12 protein-coding genes and 1 pseudogene are annotated in these 17762 nt (G+C 73.6%); 8 read left to right on the top strand and 5 right to left on the bottom strand.

What is annotated here, in order from left to right; all coding sequences use genetic code 11:
* Positions 1-170: 170 nt before the first annotated feature.
* Positions 171-1289, bottom strand: a complete 1119-nt coding sequence (gene serC / locus ABD353_RS06530; RefSeq protein ID WP_344622514.1) for a phosphoserine transaminase — start codon at positions 1287-1289, stop codon at positions 171-173.
* A gap of 119 nt (positions 1290-1408) precedes the next feature.
* Positions 1409-2509 carry a citrate synthase 2 gene (locus ABD353_RS06525; protein WP_344622513.1) on the bottom strand — a complete coding sequence of 367 codons (1101 nt, stop codon included), beginning with the start codon at positions 2507-2509 and terminating at the stop codon, positions 1409-1411.
* A gap of 399 nt (positions 2510-2908) precedes the next feature.
* Here ABD353_RS06525 and pdxH point away from each other — a divergent pair, with 399 nt between their 5' ends.
* The 7 genes from pdxH to ABD353_RS06490 all read left to right on the top strand — a co-directional run bounded on the left by pdxH (position 2909) and on the right by ABD353_RS06490 (position 13761).
* Positions 2909-3532, top strand: coding sequence for a pyridoxamine 5'-phosphate oxidase (gene pdxH, locus ABD353_RS06520; RefSeq protein ID WP_344622611.1), 624 nt, complete (start codon positions 2909-2911; stop codon positions 3530-3532).
* A gap of 190 nt (positions 3533-3722) precedes the next feature.
* Positions 3723-3905: an FxSxx-COOH cyclophane-containing RiPP peptide gene (fxsA, locus tag ABD353_RS06515; protein WP_344622512.1), complete on the top strand. Its 183-nt coding sequence runs from the start codon at positions 3723-3725 to the stop codon at positions 3903-3905.
* A 6-nt stretch (positions 3906-3911) separates the two neighbouring features.
* The gene (locus ABD353_RS06510) at positions 3912-6317 is read left to right on the top strand and encodes an FxsB family cyclophane-forming radical SAM/SPASM peptide maturase (protein WP_344622511.1); all 2406 of its coding nucleotides are present in this window, start codon (positions 3912-3914) and stop codon (positions 6315-6317) included.
* 31 nt (positions 6318-6348) lie between these two features.
* A complete protein-coding gene (locus tag ABD353_RS06505) occupies positions 6349-7257 on the top strand; it encodes an AAC(3) family N-acetyltransferase (RefSeq protein ID WP_344622510.1) in 909 nt (302 codons plus the stop codon).
* Between the two features lie 92 nt (positions 7258-7349).
* Positions 7350-8696, top strand: coding sequence for a TIR-like protein FxsC (locus ABD353_RS06500; protein ID WP_344622509.1), 1347 nt, complete (start codon positions 7350-7352; stop codon positions 8694-8696).
* 92 nt (positions 8697-8788) lie between these two features.
* Complete coding sequence (gene fxsT / locus ABD353_RS06495) at positions 8789-12706, top strand: FxSxx-COOH system tetratricopeptide repeat protein (protein ID WP_425555090.1); 3918 nt, start codon at positions 8789-8791, stop codon at positions 12704-12706.
* 56 nt (positions 12707-12762) lie between these two features.
* Entirely contained in the window at positions 12763-13761 is a 999-nt protein-coding gene (locus ABD353_RS06490; RefSeq protein ID WP_344622508.1) for a 2-hydroxyacid dehydrogenase, read from the top strand.
* On the opposite strand, the pseudogene ABD353_RS06485 reads toward ABD353_RS06490, so the two are convergent.
* The 3 genes and pseudogenes from ABD353_RS06485 to ABD353_RS06475 form a co-directional block, all read right to left on the bottom strand.
* Positions 13724-14565 (bottom strand): annotated as a pseudogene (locus ABD353_RS06485) (alpha/beta hydrolase). The gene ABD353_RS06490 and the pseudogene ABD353_RS06485 overlap by 38 nt on opposite strands.
* A 17-nt stretch (positions 14566-14582) precedes the next feature.
* Positions 14583-15554 (bottom strand): DUF4231 domain-containing protein, encoded by a 972-nt coding sequence (locus tag ABD353_RS06480; RefSeq protein ID WP_344622507.1) that lies wholly within the window; start codon positions 15552-15554, stop codon positions 14583-14585.
* A 242-nt stretch (positions 15555-15796) separates the two neighbouring features.
* On the bottom strand, positions 15797-16552 hold the full coding sequence (locus ABD353_RS06475; RefSeq protein WP_344622609.1) for a sugar isomerase domain-containing protein: 756 nt from the start codon (positions 16550-16552) through the stop codon (positions 15797-15799).
* A 191-nt stretch (positions 16553-16743) separates the two neighbouring features.
* Between ABD353_RS06475 and ABD353_RS06470 the strand changes: the two genes are divergently transcribed.
* Positions 16744-17433 (top strand): iron-dependent transcriptional repressor DtxR, encoded by a 690-nt coding sequence (locus ABD353_RS06470; protein ID WP_030268918.1) that lies wholly within the window; start codon positions 16744-16746, stop codon positions 17431-17433.
* The last annotated feature ends 329 nt before the right edge of the window (positions 17434-17762 follow it).

Here is a 17762-nt window from a genome sequence, read left to right as displayed (position 1 = left end):
CGTGGACCCGAAGACTCGCATGCGGATCGTGACCGGCGCACTGGTGCTGCTGCTCGTGGTGGTGGTCGTCAGCTCGCTCGTGGGCAAGTGACCGGAGCCGGGCCCGCCCGGCACCGGACGGCGAAGGGCCACCGCCCGGAGGCGGTGGCCCTTCGGTGCGTCCGCGGACGTCAGAGCCGGTCGACCACGTAGTCGATGCAGGCGGTGAGCGCCTGGACGTCCGACGGCTCCACGGCCGGGAACATCGCGATCCGCAGCTGGTTGCGGCCCAGCTTGCGGTAGGGCTCGGTGTCGACGATGCCGTTGGCGCGCAGCGCCTTGGCGATCGCCGCGGCGTCGATCGAGTCGTCGAAGTCGATGGTGCCGACGACCTGCGAGCGCTCCTCGGCCTTGGCGACGAACGGCTGCGCGAAGGAGGACTTCTCGGCCCAGGAGTACAGGATCGAGGAGGACTCCGCGGTGCGGGCCACCGCCCACTCCAGGCCGCCGTTGCCGTTCAGCCACTCCAGCTGCTCGGCGAGCAGGAAGAGCGTGCTGATCGCCGGGGTGTTGTACGTCTGGTCCTTCGACGAGTTGTCGATCGCCGTCGGCAGGTCGAAGAACGGCGGGATGTAGCGGCCGGAGCCGGCGATCTCCGCGGCGCGCTCCAGCGCGGCCGGCGAGAAGGTGGCCAGCCAGAGGCCGCCCTCGCTGGCGAAGGACTTCTGCGGGGCGAAGTAGTAGACGTCGGTCTCGGTGATGTCGACCGGCAGGCCGCCGGCGCCCGAGGTGGCGTCGACCAGGACCAGCGAGCCGGCGTCCGCGCCCTCGGGGCGGCGGATCGGCATGGCGACACCGGTGGAGGTCTCGTTGTGGGTCAGCGCGTAGACGTCCACGCCCGCCTCGGCGATCGGCAGCGGGTGGGTGCCCGGCTCGGTCTTGATCACCGACGGCTCGGACAGCCACGGGGCCGCCTTCACCGAGGAGGCGAACTTGGACGAGAACTCGCCGAAGTTCAGGTGCTGGGACTTCTCGCGCACCAGACCGAAGGCGGCGATGTCCCAGAAGGCGGTGGAGCCGCCGTTGCCGAGCACCACCTGGTAGCCCTCGGGGAGGGAGAACAGGCTGCTCACGCCCTCGCGCACGCGCTTGACCACGTTCTTGACCGGGGCCTGGCGGTGGGAGGTACCCAGCAGGGAGGTTCCGGTGGCGGCGAGGGCACTCAGGGCCTCGGGGCGCACCTTGGACGGGCCGCAGCCGAAGCGGCCGTCGGCGGGCTTGATGTCAGCGGGGATCTGGATCTGGGCCACGGCGGCAGCCTACTGCCCCGGGTGGTGCCGCGGGGGCGGTCGTCCGCCCGCTGAGATGTGATCTACGCACGGAACGGGCGGGTCCGGGCACGCCCGGACCCGCCCGAAAGAGCGAAGCGTCAGTGCGCGATCGAGTCGTAGCCCTCGATCTCGCGCGGGCTGCGCGGGCCCGGGCCGATGTAGCGCGCGGAGGGGCGCACGAGGCGACCGGTGCGCTTCTGCTCCAGGATGTGCGCCGACCAGCCGGCGGTGCGGGCGCAGGTGAACATCGAGGTGAACATGTGCGCGGGGACCTCGGCGAAGTCCAGCATGATCGCGGCCCAGAACTCCACGTTGGTGGCGAGCACGCGGTCGGGGCGGCGGTTGTGCAGCTCCTCCAGCGCGGCCTTCTCCAGCGCCTCGGCGATCTCGAAGCGCGGCGCGCCGAGCTCCTTGGCGGTGCGGCGCAGCACGCGGGCGCGCGGGTCCTCGGCGCGGTAGACGCGGTGGCCGAAGCCCATCAGGCGCTCGCCCTTGTCCAGCGCCTTCTTGACGTAGCCGGCGGCGTCGCCGGTGCGCTCGATCTCCTCGATCATGCCGAGCACGCGGGACGGGGCGCCGCCGTGCAGCGGGCCGGACATCGCGCCGACCGCACCGGAGAGCGCGGCCGCGACGTCGGCGCCGGTGGAGGCGATGACGCGGGCGGTGAAGGTGGAGGCGTTCATGCCGTGCTCGGCGGCGGACGTCCAGTAGGCGTCGACGGCCTTGACGTGGCGCGGGTCGGGCTCGCCGCGCCAGCGGATCATGAACCGCTCGACGACCGTCTCGGCCTTGTCGATCTCGCGCTGCGGCACCATCGGCAGGCCCTGGCCGCGGGCGGACTGGGCGACGTACGACAGCGCCATCACGGCGGCCCGGGCGAGGTCGTCGCGGGCCTGGTCGGCGGAGATGTCGAGCAGCGGCTTGAGGCCCCAGACCGGGGCGAGCATGGCGAGGGCGGACTGCACGTCCACCCGGATGTCGCCGGAGTGCACCGGGATCGGGAACGGCTCGGCGGCGGGCAGGCCGGGGTTGAACTTGCCGTCGACCAGAAGGCCCCAGACGTGGCCGAAGGAGACGTGGCCCACCAGGTCGTCGATGTCCACGCCGCGGTAGCGCAGGGCGCCGCCCTCACGGTCGGGTTCGGCGATCTCGCTCTCGAAGGCGACGACACCTTCGAGCCCGGGTACGAAGTCGGACATCAGACGGCTCCTTCAGTGATCCGATCCGGCGCGCCGCGATGAGTGGTGCGACGGGCCGGGTGACCGTGGGTGGTTGGCACTCGGTGTCAGCCTGGCAGGCACGGCGTGCATTGCGCCATACACCACGACGGTGATGTTTGCCCCAGACGACACCCGACGGTGCGGGCGCCCGGCGTCATCGGCGGACACCCGGGAGAAAACCGGTCCATACCGGACGGTTCCCGGGGCGGCCCCCGCCCAAGCGGTGGCGTGACACCTTAACTCCCCCCGGGGTTTGCCGGGACGTAGCAGCCCGCAACGCTTGTCGTACGGGATGATGTTGCCGTGCCTACCGCGGAGCGACCCCCGACTACCCTGACCACGCCGGCCGAACCCCGGCCGGGCCCGGACCTCGCCGTCATGCGCAAGCACTACCAGCACGAGGGGCTGTCCGAGGGCGACCTGGCCGCCGACCCGGTGACCCAGTTCACCACGTGGTTCCACGAGGCGGACGAGGCGGGCGTCGCCGAGCCCAACGCCATGGTGGTCTCCACCGCGGACGCGGCCGGCCGGCCCAGCTCGCGCACCGTGCTGCTCAAGGGGTACGACCTCCGCGGCTTCGTCTTCTACACCAACTACGGCTCGCGCAAGGGCGCCGAACTCGCCGTCAACCCGTGGGCCTCGCTGCTCTTCCCGTGGATCGAGCTGGCCCGCCAGGTGATCGTCTGCGGCCGGGTCGAGAAGGTCGGCCGGGACGAGACCGCCGCCTACTTCCGCACCCGCCCGCACGGCTCCCAGCTCGGCGCCTGGGCCAGCGAGCAGTCCAGCCCGGTCGCCGGCCGCGAGGTCCTGGAGCAGCGGTACGCCGACCTCGCCGCCCGCTACCCCGAGGGCGAGGGCGTGCCGGTGCCCCCCTTCTGGGGCGGCTACCGGGTCGTCCCGGAGACGGTCGAGTTCTGGCAGGGGCGCGAGAACCGCCTCCACGACCGCCTGATCTTCGTCGCGGAGGGTGACGGCTGGCGCGTCGAGCGACTGTGCCCCTGATCGGGCATCCTGTCGACCGGGGATGCCCCAAACGATTGGGATGCCCGATTCGGAGCAGTCGAAACGCTGATGGCGCGTCAAAGTCTCTGCATAATAGGGTCGGGCCACGGGCCCTTCCCGCCAAGGTCGGGCCGCGAGCTCATGCCGTTTTCCCCATTGGCGCTTTGACCTCGCAGAATCGAGACTTCCCATGGTCGCTGCACTCGCCACCCGGCCTGTCGACGACACGTCCGCCGAGGAAGCCGTCATCCGGCCCTCCCTTGCCGCGCTCGCCGCTCTGGGAACGGACGAACTGACCGCACAGCTGCACCGCGCGCTGCCCGGCGCGGATGCCGGCCAGGTGGCCGTGGCCGCGTTCAACTCGTCCATCTGACCGGGCGTGGCAGCGTCCGGCAGCCCGCACGACGCGGCTGCCGCGCCGGTGGTGCCGTTCTCGCAGTTCGTGGTCAAGGTCCACAGTCGCTGCGACCTGGCCTGTGACCACTGCTACGTCTACGAGCACGCGGACACCAGCTGGCGGGGGAAGCCGAAGGTCGTCACGGGGGAGGTCCTCACCCGGACGGCCGACCGGATCGCCGAGCACGCCCGCACCCACACCCTCCCCGCCGTGCACGTCGTGCTGCACGGCGGGGAACCGCTCCTGGCGGGCCCCGCGGTGCTGCGCCGGGCCGCCGAGGAGCTGCACCGGGCGCTGCCCGAGGGCTGCGCCCTGGACCTGCGGATCCACACCAACGCGGTGCTGCTGAGCACCGCCTTCCTCGACCTCTTCGCCGAGTACGGCATCAAGGTCGGCGTCTCCCTGGACGGGGACCGGGCCGCCAACGACCGGCACCGCCGCTTCGCCGACGGCCGCTCCAGCCACGCCAAGGTCCTCAAGGCCCTGGACCTGCTGCGCCGCCCCGAGTACCGGCACCTCTACGCCGGGCTGCTCTGCACGATCGACGTCGAGAACGACCCGATCGCCGTCTACGAGGCGCTCACCGCCCTGGCGCCGCCGCGGATCGACTTCCTGCTCCCGCACGCCACCTGGGACACCCCGCCCCCGCGCCCCGAACGCCTCGGCCCGCACCCCTACGCCGACTGGCTGCTCGCCGTCCACGAGCGGTGGAGCGCCGACGGCCGCCCGGTGCCGGTGCGGACCTTCGACTCGATCCACCGCACCCTGCGCGGCCGCTCCAGCCTCACCGAGTCCCTCGGCCTCGACCCCGCCGACCTCGTGGTGATCGACACCGACGGCAGCTTCGAGCAGGCCGACAGCCTCAAGACCGCCTACGACGGCGCCCCGGCCACCGGCTTCACCGTGTTCGAGCACACCCTCGACCAGGTCGCCGACCACCCCGGCATGCGCGAACGCCAGTCCGGCCTCGCCGGTCTGGCCGAGCAGTGCCGCGGCTGTCCCGTCGTCCGCTCCTGCGGCGGCGGCCTCTATGCACACCGCTGGCGCACCGGCGGCAGCGGTTTCGCCAACCCCTCGGTCTTCTGCGGAGACCTGATGCACCTCATCACCACCGTCCGTGACCGCATCGGCCCGGCGGCCACCGTGCCCGCCCAGGCCGCCCCGGTCGAACCCGACCTGACGGCGGAGCAGTTCGACCAGCTGGCCGCCGGCCACGGCGACCGCGCCACCGTCGAAGCCCTCGCCGCCGCCCAGCTCGGCCTCACCCGGCGCATGACGGCCGCCCTCGCGGACGCCCGCCCGGACGCCTGGCAGCTGCTCACCGAGCTGGACGGCCGCGCCCCGCACGCCCTGGACGCCGTCCTCGCCCACCCCTACGTCCGGGCCTGGGCCGCCCGCTGCCTGCGCGGCGAGCCCGGCGCCGACCTCGGCGGGCTCGCCGAGCTGGCCGCCGCCGCCGCGATCCGCGCCGGAGTGGAGGCGGACCTGCCCGTCCCCGTCCGGGCGGGCGCCGTCCACCTGCCCACGCTCGGCCGGCTGGTCGTCGGCGGGGCCGGCGAGGCCCGGCTGACCACCACCGCCGGGGGCTTCTCGGTGCGCGGCCTGCAGGTCGGCCGGGACACCCCGCCCGGCGCCGCCTGGCAGCCCGTCCGCCGGGTCGCGCTGCCCGGCTGGACGGTCGCCCTGGAGGACACCGACCCGCAGCGCGACAGCCACCAGTGGCCCGCCGCGGACCGGCTCCCCGAGGACGAGCTGCTCGGCTGGACGGGCGCGCTGCGCGAGGCCTGGGAGCTGATCGGCCGCGACCTGCCCGGGTACGCACCGGGGCTCGCCGCGGGCCTGTCGACCGTCACCCCGCTGCGGCCCGGCCCGCCCGGCCGCGACGTGAGCGCCGCCGCCCGGCAGGCCTTCGGCGCCGTCGGCATCGCCCGGCCCGCGACGGCGCCGATCCTCGCGCTGCTGCTGGTGCACGAGTTCCAGCACGTCAAGCTGGGTGCGGTGCTCGACCGGCACGAGCTGTACGACCCCGCGGACGACCGGCTGTACCACGCCCCGTGGCGGCCCGACCCGCGTCCGCTGGAGGGCCTGCTCCAGGGCACCTACGCACACCTCGCCGTGACCGAGTTCTGGGCCGGCCGGGTCCGCGCCTACGACGGCCTGCCCGGTGCGGCCGCCGAGCACGCCCGGCTCCAGCTGGCCCGCTGGCGGGCGCACACCGCCGCCGCGGTCGAGGACCTCGCCGGCTCCGGCTCGCTCACCCCGCTCGGCGAGCGCCTGGTGGCCGGCATGCGGGAGGCCGTCACCCCGTGGCTCTCCGTGCCGGTCGGGGCCGTCGCCGAGGCCGCCGTCCGGGACGAGACGGCCGCACCACCCACCGCAGTCCGCTGACGTCAGCCGTATCCCAGGAGGAACCCCCGTCGTGTCCACCACCGTCGCCGAACCGGGCACGCCGGCACCGCCGACCCTTCCCGTGGCCGGCGGGCCACCGGTGGTCGAACGGGTCGAACGGCCGGCCGGCGGGTCGCAGCGCGACCCGTGGACGGCCGCCGACCTGACCGGCCAGCTCCGCGCGATGGGCCTGGGCCTGGGGGACACCGTCCTGGTGCAGTCCTCGCTGCGGCGGCTCGGCGAGCTCGCCGACGGTGCCGCCACCCTGCTGGACGCCCTGCTGGAGACCGTCGGCCCGGACACCGGCACGGTGGTCGTCTACACCGCCTCCCCGGAGAACAGCGACACCTCCCGGCTGGCCCGCGAGCTGACCGTCGGCATGACGCTGGAGGAGGAGTCGGCGCACAAGCGGGCGATGCCGCCGTACGACCCGGCGACCACCCGGACCTCGCCGGTGCTCGGCTGGTTCCCCGAGCACGTCCGCTCGCACGCCAAGGCCGTCCGCAGCGACCACCCGCAGACCTCGTTCACCGCCGTCGGCGCCCGGGCGGTCGAACTCATGGCCGACCACCGGCTGGAGAGCCACCTCGGGCACCACTCGCCCACCCGCAAGCTGTACGACGACCCGGCGGCCCGCGCACTGCTGATCGGCCTGCCGGTGTGGTGCTGCACCGCCTTCCACCTCGCCGAGTACCAGCTGCCGCACCCGCCCTCGCAGGTCTACGGCTGCGTGGTGCCCGACGGGGACGGCGGACACCACTGGGAGCACTTCAACGCCGTCAGGCTGGTCGACGAGCACTTCATGCCGATGGGGCCGGTGCTGGAGAAGACCGTCGCCGGGCTCGTCCGCGGCACCCTCGGCGACGCGCAGTGCTGGCTGGTGCCCGTGCGCGCCGGTGTCGATGCGGCGCGCAACTACATCGAAACGTGCGCCCGTTGACACGTTCGCGCGCTGTTCCGCCGGGGAAGGTCACCTTCCTAGACTGATCCCGTTCGGGGGTCGAGGTACGAACGGTCTCGGGGGAGGCGCGTGTGAACAGCCCGGGGGGATGGGGGAAGGACGCCTCGCGGCCGTACTTCTTCCTCAGCTACGCGCACACCCCGCGTGCCACCGGCAAGGCTGGCGACCCCAACCACTGGGTGGCCAAGCTCTACGACGACCTCTGCGAGGCCATCACCGAGCTGACCGACGTCCCCGAGGGGGTGCCGGTCGGCTTCATGGACCAGTCCATGCACCAGGGGCAGTTCTGGGCCGAACGCCTCTCCCGCGAGCTCGGCGCCTGCCGGGTCTTCGTGCCGCTCTACTCGCCCCGCTACTTCAAGAGCCACGCCTGCGGCCAGGAGTGGCACATCTTCAGCCAGCGTCCGGTCTACCAGCGCTGGCAGGACGGCGAGGTGACCAGCGGCATCGTCCCGGTGCTCTGGGTCGCCATGGACCACTACACGCTGCCCCGCTGCGCCAGTGAACTCCAGTTCAACCACGGCAGCTTCGGCCCCGACTACGCCGCCGAGGGCCTGTACGCGCTGATGAAGCTCACCGCGTACCGGGCCCAGTACGAACTCGCCGTCCACCGGCTCGCGCAACGCATCGTCGAGGTCGCCGAGCGCACCATCATCCCGGTCACCCGTCCCGCCGCGTTCGAGGACCAGCCGAGCGCCTTCGCCGGCACCGAACCGCCCGCCAACACCCTGCGGATCTCGGTGTACTCCTACCGTCGCGGCGAACAACCGCCGGGCCGCAGCCCCGAGTTCTACGGCGCCCGGCGCACCGACTGGCAGCCCTACCGGCCGGAGTCCCGCCGCCCGCTCGCCGACGACGCCGTGGACGTCGCCCGCAGCATGGGCTTCCAGGCCTCCGTCCACGAGTTCGAGACCGAGGCCACCGCACTGCTCGGCGGCGCCGAGCCGACCTCGCCCGGCATCGTCCTGATCGACCGCTGGGCCCTCTACGACGGCCGCCGGCGCGAGACCGTCCGCCGCCTCGACCAGCGCAATCCGGCCTGGATCACCACCCTCGAACCGTGGAACACCGAGGACGAGGAGAGCACCGCGCAGGACGAGGAGCTCACCCGCCTCAGCGACGACGTGCTGCGCGCCGCCCGCGCCCGGCGGCCCACCCTCCGCGGCGGCGGCTCCGGCGCGCCCGGCAGCCTGGAGGCCTTCCGCGGCGAGATGGAGTGGGCGGTGATCCGCGCCAACCAGGGCTTCGAACGCCGGGACGGGCCCACGACCCCGCACCTGCCGGCCCCGCGCAGACCCAGCCTGCGGGGCGACTTCGACACCGGGCAACGGCCCCGCACCGTGCCGCTCGACTTACCAGGGGACGACGAGGACGGCGGAGGCACCGGAAGGGCCGCGCCGGAGGGAGGACAGCCGTGAGCAACAGCCGGACCTGGCCCGCCGCGGCGGTCCGCCGCACCGGGCCCGAACCGTCCGCCGAGACCCGCTCCGACGAGGACCGCCAGGGCCGGATCGTCACCTTCTACTCGTACAAGGGCGGCACCGGCCGCACCATGGCGCTGGCGAACACCGCCTGGATCCTCGCGGCCAACGGGTTCCGGGTGCTGACCGTCGACTGGGACCTGGAGGCGCCCGGCCTCGGCCGGTTCTTCCACCCGTTCCTCAACCAGGCCGCCGTCGACGGCACCACCGGCATGATGGACCTCTTCGCCGACTACTACGACGAGGCCCGCCGACCCGTCGAGCGCGCCGTCGACTGGCACGAGGACTTCGCCCGGATCCACCCGCACGCCATCTCGCTCTCCTGGCGCTTCCCCGGCACCGGCGGCCTCGACTACGTGCCGGCCGGCCAGGTCAACCGGGACTACTCCGCCAACCGGATCGACTGGGACGACTTCTACGAGCGCTACGACGGCCAGCGGTTCCTGCAGTCGCTGCGCCAGGACATGAAGCACCACTACGACTACGTCCTGATCGACAGCCGCACCGGCCTCACCGACACCGCCGACATCTGCACCGTCGAGATGCCCGACGACCTGGTCGTCTGCTTCACCCTCAGCGACCAGAGCATCGACGGCGCCGCCCGGATCGCCCACACCGTCGACGGCCGGTACGCCGACCGCGGGATCCGCATCCTGCCGGTGCCGATGCGCATCGACGAGAACGAGAAGGAGAAGGCCGACGCCGGCCGCGCGCACGCCCGGATCCGCTTCTCCGGCCTGCCCGCCGGCCTCGCCGAGCCCGAACTCGCCCAGTACTGGGCCTCCGTGGAGATCCCGTACCGGCCGTTCTACTCCTACGAGGAGATCCTCGCCCCGTTCGGCGACGCACCCGGCCAGCCCGCCTCGCTGCTCTCCGCCTGCGAGCGGCTCACCGCCGTGCTCACCCGCGACCGGGTCACCGCGCTGCCGCCCATGGACGAGCTCGAACGGCTCCGCAACCTCGACTCGTTCATCCGGCGCAGGCCCACCGCCCCCGCCGACCTCTACCTCAGCTTCGTGCCCGAGGACCGCGTCTGGGCCGACTGGATCGCCTCCGTGCTCTCCGACGCCGGCTTCCGGGTGGTCTCCCGCGACCTCGGCGTCGGCGCCGACCCGCGCTCCTCCACCGAGCAGGGCATCGACGCCGCCTACCGCACCGTCGCCGTGCTCTCCTCCGCGTACCTCGTCTCGCCGCAGGCCCAGGCACTGTGGGAGCGCGCCGTCGGCGGCGACCCGGCCGGCACCCGCCGCCAGGTCATCCCCGTCCGGGTCGGCGACGTCCGGCTCACCGCGCCGTTCAACAACCGCAACCCCGTCGACCTGGTCGGCCGCGACGAGACCCAGGCCGCCGTCACCCTGCTGCGTGCCCTCGGGCACACCGACCCCGCACCGGTCGAGCGCAGCCCCGGCAGCCCGCGCTTCCCCGGTACCCGGCCCACCTACTGGTCGGTGCCGCAGCGCAACCCGTCCTTCACCGGCCGCGCCAAGGTCCTCGACGACCTGCGCGAGCAGCTCGTCGGCGGCCCCACCGCCGTGCTGCCCACCCCGCAGACCCTGTACGGCCTCGGCGGCGTCGGCAAGACCCAGGTCGCCCTGGAGTACGCCCACCGCTTCATGTCCCACTACGACCTGGTCTGGTGGATCGACGCCGAGCAGGCCGAGTCCGTCGTCCTCTCGCTCGCCGAACTCGCCGACAGACTGGGCCTGCGCGTCGGCGAGAGCGTCAACGAGGCCGCCGAGTCCGCCCGCGAGGCGCTGCGCCGCGGCGCCCCCACCTCGCGCTGGCTGCTGATCTTCGACAACGCCGACGAGCCCTCCGAGGTCCGCCGGTACTTCCCCGGCGGCTCCGGCCACATCCTCATCACCTCGCGCAACCAGGGCTGGTCCGGCCAGGCCGGAGTGCTCGGCGTCGACGTCTTCACCCGCGGCGAGAGCATCGACCACCTGCGCCGCCGGGTCCGCGGGCTCACCCGCCAGGACGCCGACCGGGTCGCCGAGGCCGTCGGCGACCTGCCGCTCGCCGTCGAGGTCGCCGCCGCCTGGCTGGAAACCACCCGCACCCCGGTCGACACCTACGTCGCCCAGCTGCAGGCCGAGGCCACCAAGGCGCTCGCCGCCGGCGAGACCCCGGTCGACTACCCGACCCCGGTCGGCGCCACCTGGAACGTCTCCATCACCCGGCTGCGCGAGCAGTCCCCGGCCGCCGTCCGGCTGCTGCAGCTGTGCGCCTTCTTCGCCCCCGAGCCGATCTCGCTCACGCTCTTCTACAATGAGCAGATGACCCGGGCGCTCGCCCCCTACGACGACGAGCTGACCGACAGCTTCATGCTCGGCAAGGTGATCCAGGCGGTCAGCCGCTACGCCCTCGCCAAGACCGACGCGGCCAGCAACAGCTTCCAGGTGCACCGGCTCGTCCAGGCCGTCGTCCGCAGCGGCATGACGGAGGTCGAACGCCAGGACGCCATGCACGACGTGCACCGCATCCTGGTCAGCGCCCGGCCCTCGCTCGGCGACACCGACGACCCCGGCAACTGGCCCGCCTTCGAGAAGATCTGGCCCCACCTCACCCCCTCCCGCGCCCAGGACTGCGACGAGCGAGAGACCCGCGAACTGCTCATCGACCGCGTCCGCTACCTCTGGAAGCGCGTCGACCTCGACCGCGCGATGACCCTCGCCCGCACCCTCGACGCCACCTGGACGGCCCGCTACGCCGCCGAGGCCAACAACGCCGAACGCCGCTTCCTGCGCCGCCAGATGCTCAGCCTCAACTTCCAGCTCGCCAACGTGCTGCGCTCGCAGGGCGCGTACAGCGAGGCGCTGGAACTCGACCGCGCCACCCTCGCCGGCCAGAAGGAACTCCTCGGCGACCACAACGCCTTCACCCTGATGACGGCCGGCTCGCTCGGCGCCGACCTGCGCAACCTCGGCCGGTTCCAGGAGGCGCTGATCCTGGACATCGACACCTACAACCAGTTCCGCGACCTGTTCGGCGACGACAACCCGCGGACCCTGTCGGTGGCCAACAACCTCGCCATCGACCACCGGCTGGTCGGCAACTCCCAGCTCGCCCGCGACCTCGACCAGGAGACCTTCGACCGGCGCGCCGCGGTGCTCGGCCCGCGCCACCCCTACACCCTCTCCAGCAAGTCCAACCTCGCCCGCGACCTGCGCGAGATGGGCGACTACAAGGGCTCGGTCGAACTGCTCCGCGAGGTCACCGAGGTCCTCGACGAGATCCTCCAGCCCGACGCCCCGGAGAACCTCCGCAACGCCAAGTCCCTCGCCGTCTCGCTGCGCCGGGCCGGCGAGGTCCGCGAGGCGCGCCGCCTCACCGAGCAGACCTACGAGCGGTACGTCGACCGGTACGGCCCGGACAACGCGGACGCCCTCGCCTGCCGGCTCAACCTCGCCGCCGACCACAGCGCCGCCGGCGACAAGGAGACCGCCCGCGACATCGCCGCCGCGGCCTACGACGGCTACCGGCGGCTGCACGGCGACCAGCACCCCTTCACCGCCGTCTGCCAGAACAACCTCGCCATCTACCTGCGCGGCAGCGGCGACATCGCCGGAGCCATCCGGCACAACGAGGAGGCCGTCGCCGGCCTCGCCCACTCCCTCGCCCCCGACCACCCCTACACCCTCAACGCCACCATCAACCTCGCCAACGCCTACGCCGACGACCACCAGCTCGGCCGGGCCGAGGAACTCGGCCGCTCCGCCTACGCGGGCCTGCACAACCGCTACGGCCCCGGCCACCCCGACGCCGTGGTCTGCTGGCTCAACCTCGCCATCACCCTGCGCACCTCCGGCCGCCAGGAGGAGGCCGAGGCCCTGCGCCGGCAGTCGATCAGCGCCCTGATCGAACTCTTCGGCGACGACCACCCGACGATCGTCTCCGCCCGCGGCTGGCAGCGGATCAACCGCGACCTCGAACCCCAGCCCCTCTGACGGCCCCGGGCCGGCCGCACCGGCGGCCGGCCCGGCCGGGGTGTAGCGTGCGGCGGGTGAACGAGCACGCACCCCGGCCCGCCGTCCTGGTCACCCGCCGGCTCGCGCCCGGGGTGGCGGACCGCCTCGCCGCCGCCTGCGACCTGCGGTACCACGACAGCGAACAGCCCCTGCCCCGCGCCGAACTGCTCGCCGCCGCGGCCGGCTGCACCGCCCTGCTCACCACCCTCGACGACACCGTCGACACCGAACTCCTCGACGCGGCCGGCCCCGGCCTGCGGCTGGTGGCGAACCACGCGGTCGGCACCCACAACATCGACCACGCCGCCTGCGCCGCCCGCGGCGTCGCCGTCTCCCACACCCCCGGCGTGCTCACCGAGTCCACCGCCGACATGGCATGGGCCCTGCTGCTCGCCGCCACCCGCCGGCTCGGCGAGGGCGAGCGGCTGCTGCGCTCCGGCCGACCCTGGGCCTGGGCACCGACCTTCCTGCTCGGCGTGGAGCTCTCCGGCACCCCGCTCGGCATCCTCGGCATGGGCCGGATCGGGCAGGCCGTCGCCCGGCGGGCCGCCGGCTTCGGCATGCCGGTCGGCTACCACAACCGCAACCGGCTCCCCGCCGACCTCGAACGGGGCGCCCGCCACCTGCCGCTCGACGACCTGCTGGCGAGCTCCCCCGTCCTGGTGGTCACCGCCCCGCTGACCGCGGCCACCCGCCACCTGCTCGACGCCGAGCGGATCGCGCGGATGCCCGCCGGAGCCGTCCTGGTCAGCATGACCGCCGGCGTGGTCGACGAGGAGGCGGTGGCCGCGGCCCTCGCCTCCGGGCACCTGTTCGCCGCCGCCGTCGACAACTTCGAGCACGAGCCCGCCGTCCCGGCCGCGCTGCTCGCCCAGGAACGCGCCGTGCTCGCCCCGCACCTCGGCAGCGCCACCGTCCGCACCCGGCAGGCCATGGGCGACCTGGCCGTCGACAACGTGCTCGCCGTCCTCGCCGGGGCCGAGCCGCCGACCCGGGTCAGCCCGCCGCCGCCCACTGCAGCGCCTCGGTCATGACCTTGAGCGCACCGAAGTGCGCCGCCCCCGGCTCCAGGTAGAGGTCGGCCCCCGGGATCTGGTCCGCCAGCCAGCGGGAGTGGTCGACCGGGGAGAACTGGTCGTCCGCACCGTGCCAGAGCCGGGTCGGCACCCGGATCGACGAGACCTCGAAGCCCCACGGCCCGGTGAACGCCAGCACGTCGTCGATCCAGCCGTCCGCGCCGTGCCGGAACGCCTCCTGGTACGTGGCCAGCAGCATCCGCCGGATGCCCGCGTCGGAGACCAGCGCCCGGTCGGTCGGCGGCAGCTCCGGCACCAGGTCGTTGATCAGCGCGTGCGGGTCGTCCCGGATCAGCCCGGAGCGGAAGCGGAAGGTGTCGGCGAAGTGCTCCTCACCGCGCTCCACGTCCGTGTACTCCCGCACGTTGGACGCCGTCATCCCGCCGTACCAGTCCAGCCCCTCGGCGTGCCGTGGCGCCAGGCTCACCAGCGCGGCCACCCGGGCCACCCGCTCCGGCAGCAGCGCCGCGCAGGCCAGCGCGTGCGGCCCACCGCCGGACCGGCCGAGCACCGCGAAGCCGTCCAGCCCGAAGGCGTCCGCGATCGCCACCACGTCCTCGGCCGCCGGGTCGACTCGCCGTAGCCCGGCCGGTCGAAGGAGATCAGCCGCATCCCGAGCCGTGCCAGCACACTGCTGCGCGGCACGGGCCCCACCCTGCTGCCCGGCGTGCCGTGCAGCAGGAACACCGGTTTCCCGTACGGATCACCGGTGGTCTCGACCGCCAGCCTCCGCCCCCCCTCGGCCTCGACCAGTCGTCGCACCACGCAGTTCCTCCAGGTCAGTTGGGCACGTCCAGGCTGCGCACCTCGCGGCGGGCCTGCCAGGTGGTGTGTTCCCGCGAGATGGCGTCCTCGGCGTCCCGGGCCAGCCGGGCCCAGGTCTCCTCGGCGTCCTCGGAGTCCGGCCGGAGCTGGTCCAGCTGGCGCTCCACCAGGACGAGTTCGGACGCGGCCAGTGAATAGGCGGCCGCCTGCGGCCGGTACTGCCGCAGCTGGGCCCAGGCGGCCACCGAGGCGGCCACCGCGGAGACCGTGCCCAGCGCGTCGTAGCTGAACCAGCCGAGCGCCCGCAGCACCGCCAGCACCAGGCCGAGCATCGGCAGGGCGATCCCCAGCCGCCCGGCCCACCGGCCCGCGTTGGCGCACTGCCGGGCCTTGTTCTGGTACCAGGTGCGCTGGGCGTGCACCCGCTCGCGCAGGTAGACGTCCCGGCGCACGGTGAGCGGCTGCCCGCGCAGCTGCTCCATCTTCTCGGTGATCTGCGGGTGCCGGGCCGGCGCCCGCCAGCCCTGCAGCTCCGTCCGGACCCGGGCCATCTGCGGGATCACCCGGTCGGTCTCGAACTCGCCGAGGATGCCGTCCAGCTGGATCGCGTAGAGCCGCTCGGCGTCCGGCAGTTTCTTGGGCGGCGGCCGGTAGGAGTCGGCGCGCACCGCGTACTTCCAGGACAGCGTCTTCACCGACTCGGCGACCGCCCGGCCCTCGTACCAGAGGCCCTGCGGGTTCTGCACGCTGACCAGCGCGGCCATCAGCACGGTGCACAGGTACGCGGCGGCGGCGACCCAGGCCCATCCGGTGCCGTCGGCCGATCCGGTCGCGGCGGCACCGACCAGCAGCACCAGCTCCCACCGGGCGAGCAGCACGGCCCGCCGCTGGCCCTGCAGCGAGGAGGAGTCGGCGGCCCAGAACAGCTCGGGCAGCAGGTCCTCCTCGCGCACCCAGCCGATCGAACGTGCCGGTCCCGTCGTCATGTCGGCCCCCCACCGTCGCCCGAACCCCAGCAGCCCGCGCAGCCCCCAGCAGCAGCTGTTCTGCCCCGCCTGCCCACGCGGTACGCCTGGGGAACGGCCAGTATGGGTGCGGACCGTCCCGGACGGACAGGCACAGTTCGGACAGAAGCCGTGCCCGGACCGGCCCCGGACCGGCCCCGGACAGGGCCCGAACGGGCCCCGGAACCGGCCCGGACCTGCCTCCGGACCGGGCCGACGGGCCGTCAGAAGGCGTAGTAGATGCGCTCCCGGTTGTCCGCCATGACCTTGGCGTTCCACTCCGTCCCGCCGTCCACGTTGCCGGACCGGAACAGTGGCGGGGTGATCCCCCGCTCGGTCAGCCGGCCGACCGCCGAGACCACGACGGCCTGCATCAGCGCGCTGGTCACGATCGTGGAGACCGGGCCGAAGCTCGTCTCCGCCCCCGCGCAGGACAGCTCCCCGTCGCCGACCGCGATCTTGTTGTCCAGCACCACGTCGCAGTTGTCCTTGAGGTACGTCCCGGACGGGTGGTGGGAGGAGACCGCCCCCGGGTAGGCGAGCGAGGTCACCCCGACCACGCCCATCCCGCGCTCGCGGGCGTGCCGGGCCAGCTCGACCGGCATCACCTGGCGGCCGGAGAGCGAGATCACGAACAGCAGGTCGCCGGCGGTCGCCGGGGTGAGGTCCAGGGTGGCGGTGGCCAGCCCGGAGACCCGCTCCAGCGCACTGCCCAGCGGCGCCGGCATCACGTTCACCCCGGTCATCCCCGGCACGTTCAGCAGGTTGATCACCACCAGGCCGCCGGCCCGGTACACCACGTCCTGGGCGGCCAGCGAGGAGTGCCCGGCACCGAACGCGAAGATCCGGCGATCCTCCGCGACCGCGTCGGCGAGCAGCTCGGCCGCGGCCCCGATCGAGGCCGCCTCCTCGCGGCGGACCCGCTCCAGATGGGCCATGGCGGCGTCGAAGTACTGCCCGACCAGGTCGGTCATCGAAATCTCCGAATCTGTGCGGGGCCCGGTGGTCCAGACCGCTCATGGAGGAAGATACGGCGAGCACGGTGCTGCCTGCGGCGGTCCGCTGTCAACAGCGATGAAAAGAGCCGGGCATGTACCACGACCGGCCCCTGTTGACACTGCGGTACGCCAGAATTGGCGGTGAGGACACCGAAGAACGGAGACCAGCGGCGATGTCTGGCCTGATCGACACCACGGAGATGTACCTCCGCACCATCCTCGAACTGGAGGAGGAAGGCATCACCCCGATGCGCGCCCGCATCGCGGAGCGCCTGGAGCAGAGCGGCCCCACGGTCAGCCAGACCGTCGGGCGGATGGAGCGTGACGGCCTCCTGCGGGTCGCGGGCGACCGCCACCTGGAACTCACCGAGGAGGGCCGCCGGCTCGCCGTCCGCGTCATGCGCAAGCACCGGATCGCCGAGTGCCTGCTGGTCGACGTGATCGGCCTGGAGTGGGAGCAGGTCCACGAGGAGGCCTGTCGCTGGGAGCACGTGATGAGCGAGACGGTCGAGCGCAAGGTGCTCGCCATGCTCGGCCACCCGACCCAGTCCCCGTACGGCAACCCGATCCCCGGCCTGGACGAGCTCGGCGACACCAAGGCCGAGGGCGAGGGCTTCGACGCGGCCCTGCTCACCCTCGACTCGGTGGCCGGCAGCGGCAGCGCCAGCGTGGTCGTCCGCCGGATCGGCGAGCCGATCCAGACCGACGAGGAGTTGATGCGCACCCTGCGCCGCGCCGGTGTCCGTCCGGGCGCCACCGTCCAGGTCGCCCCGGCCGCCGGCGGCGTCCTGGTCGGCGCCGGCGAGGGCGCGGCCGAACTCGGCAAGGACATCGCCGCCCACGTCTTCGTCGCCCAGGCCTAGGCCCCGGGCCCGTTCCCGGGCTCCGGTCCGCGACCCGGCCGCGCCACGTGCGCCGGGCCGCTCTTCGGCGTGCCCGCGGTTCCTCACCGCATCAGGGGCCCGGTGCTCCCCGGCACCGGGCCCCTGGCGCGCCCCACCCGTCCCCCTCGGTTCCCTCCCTGCTCCCTCCCTGTTCCCCCGAACGACCACGGCACCGGCCACCCCGAGCCGGGACGGTGCCGCAGCCCCCGATCCCCCCGTCCCCGCGTCCGGCTTCCCCGACCGAACGCCCCTCCCGGCCCCCCGGGTCCGTGCCCCCTCTCATGTTGCCGCCGTGCGTCCTCCCGCCG

The organism is Kitasatospora arboriphila, from assembly GCF_039528095.1.
Classification (GTDB): domain Bacteria; phylum Actinomycetota; class Actinomycetes; order Streptomycetales; family Streptomycetaceae; genus Kitasatospora; species Kitasatospora arboriphila.
This window is presented reverse-complemented; position numbering and strand designations above follow the sequence as displayed.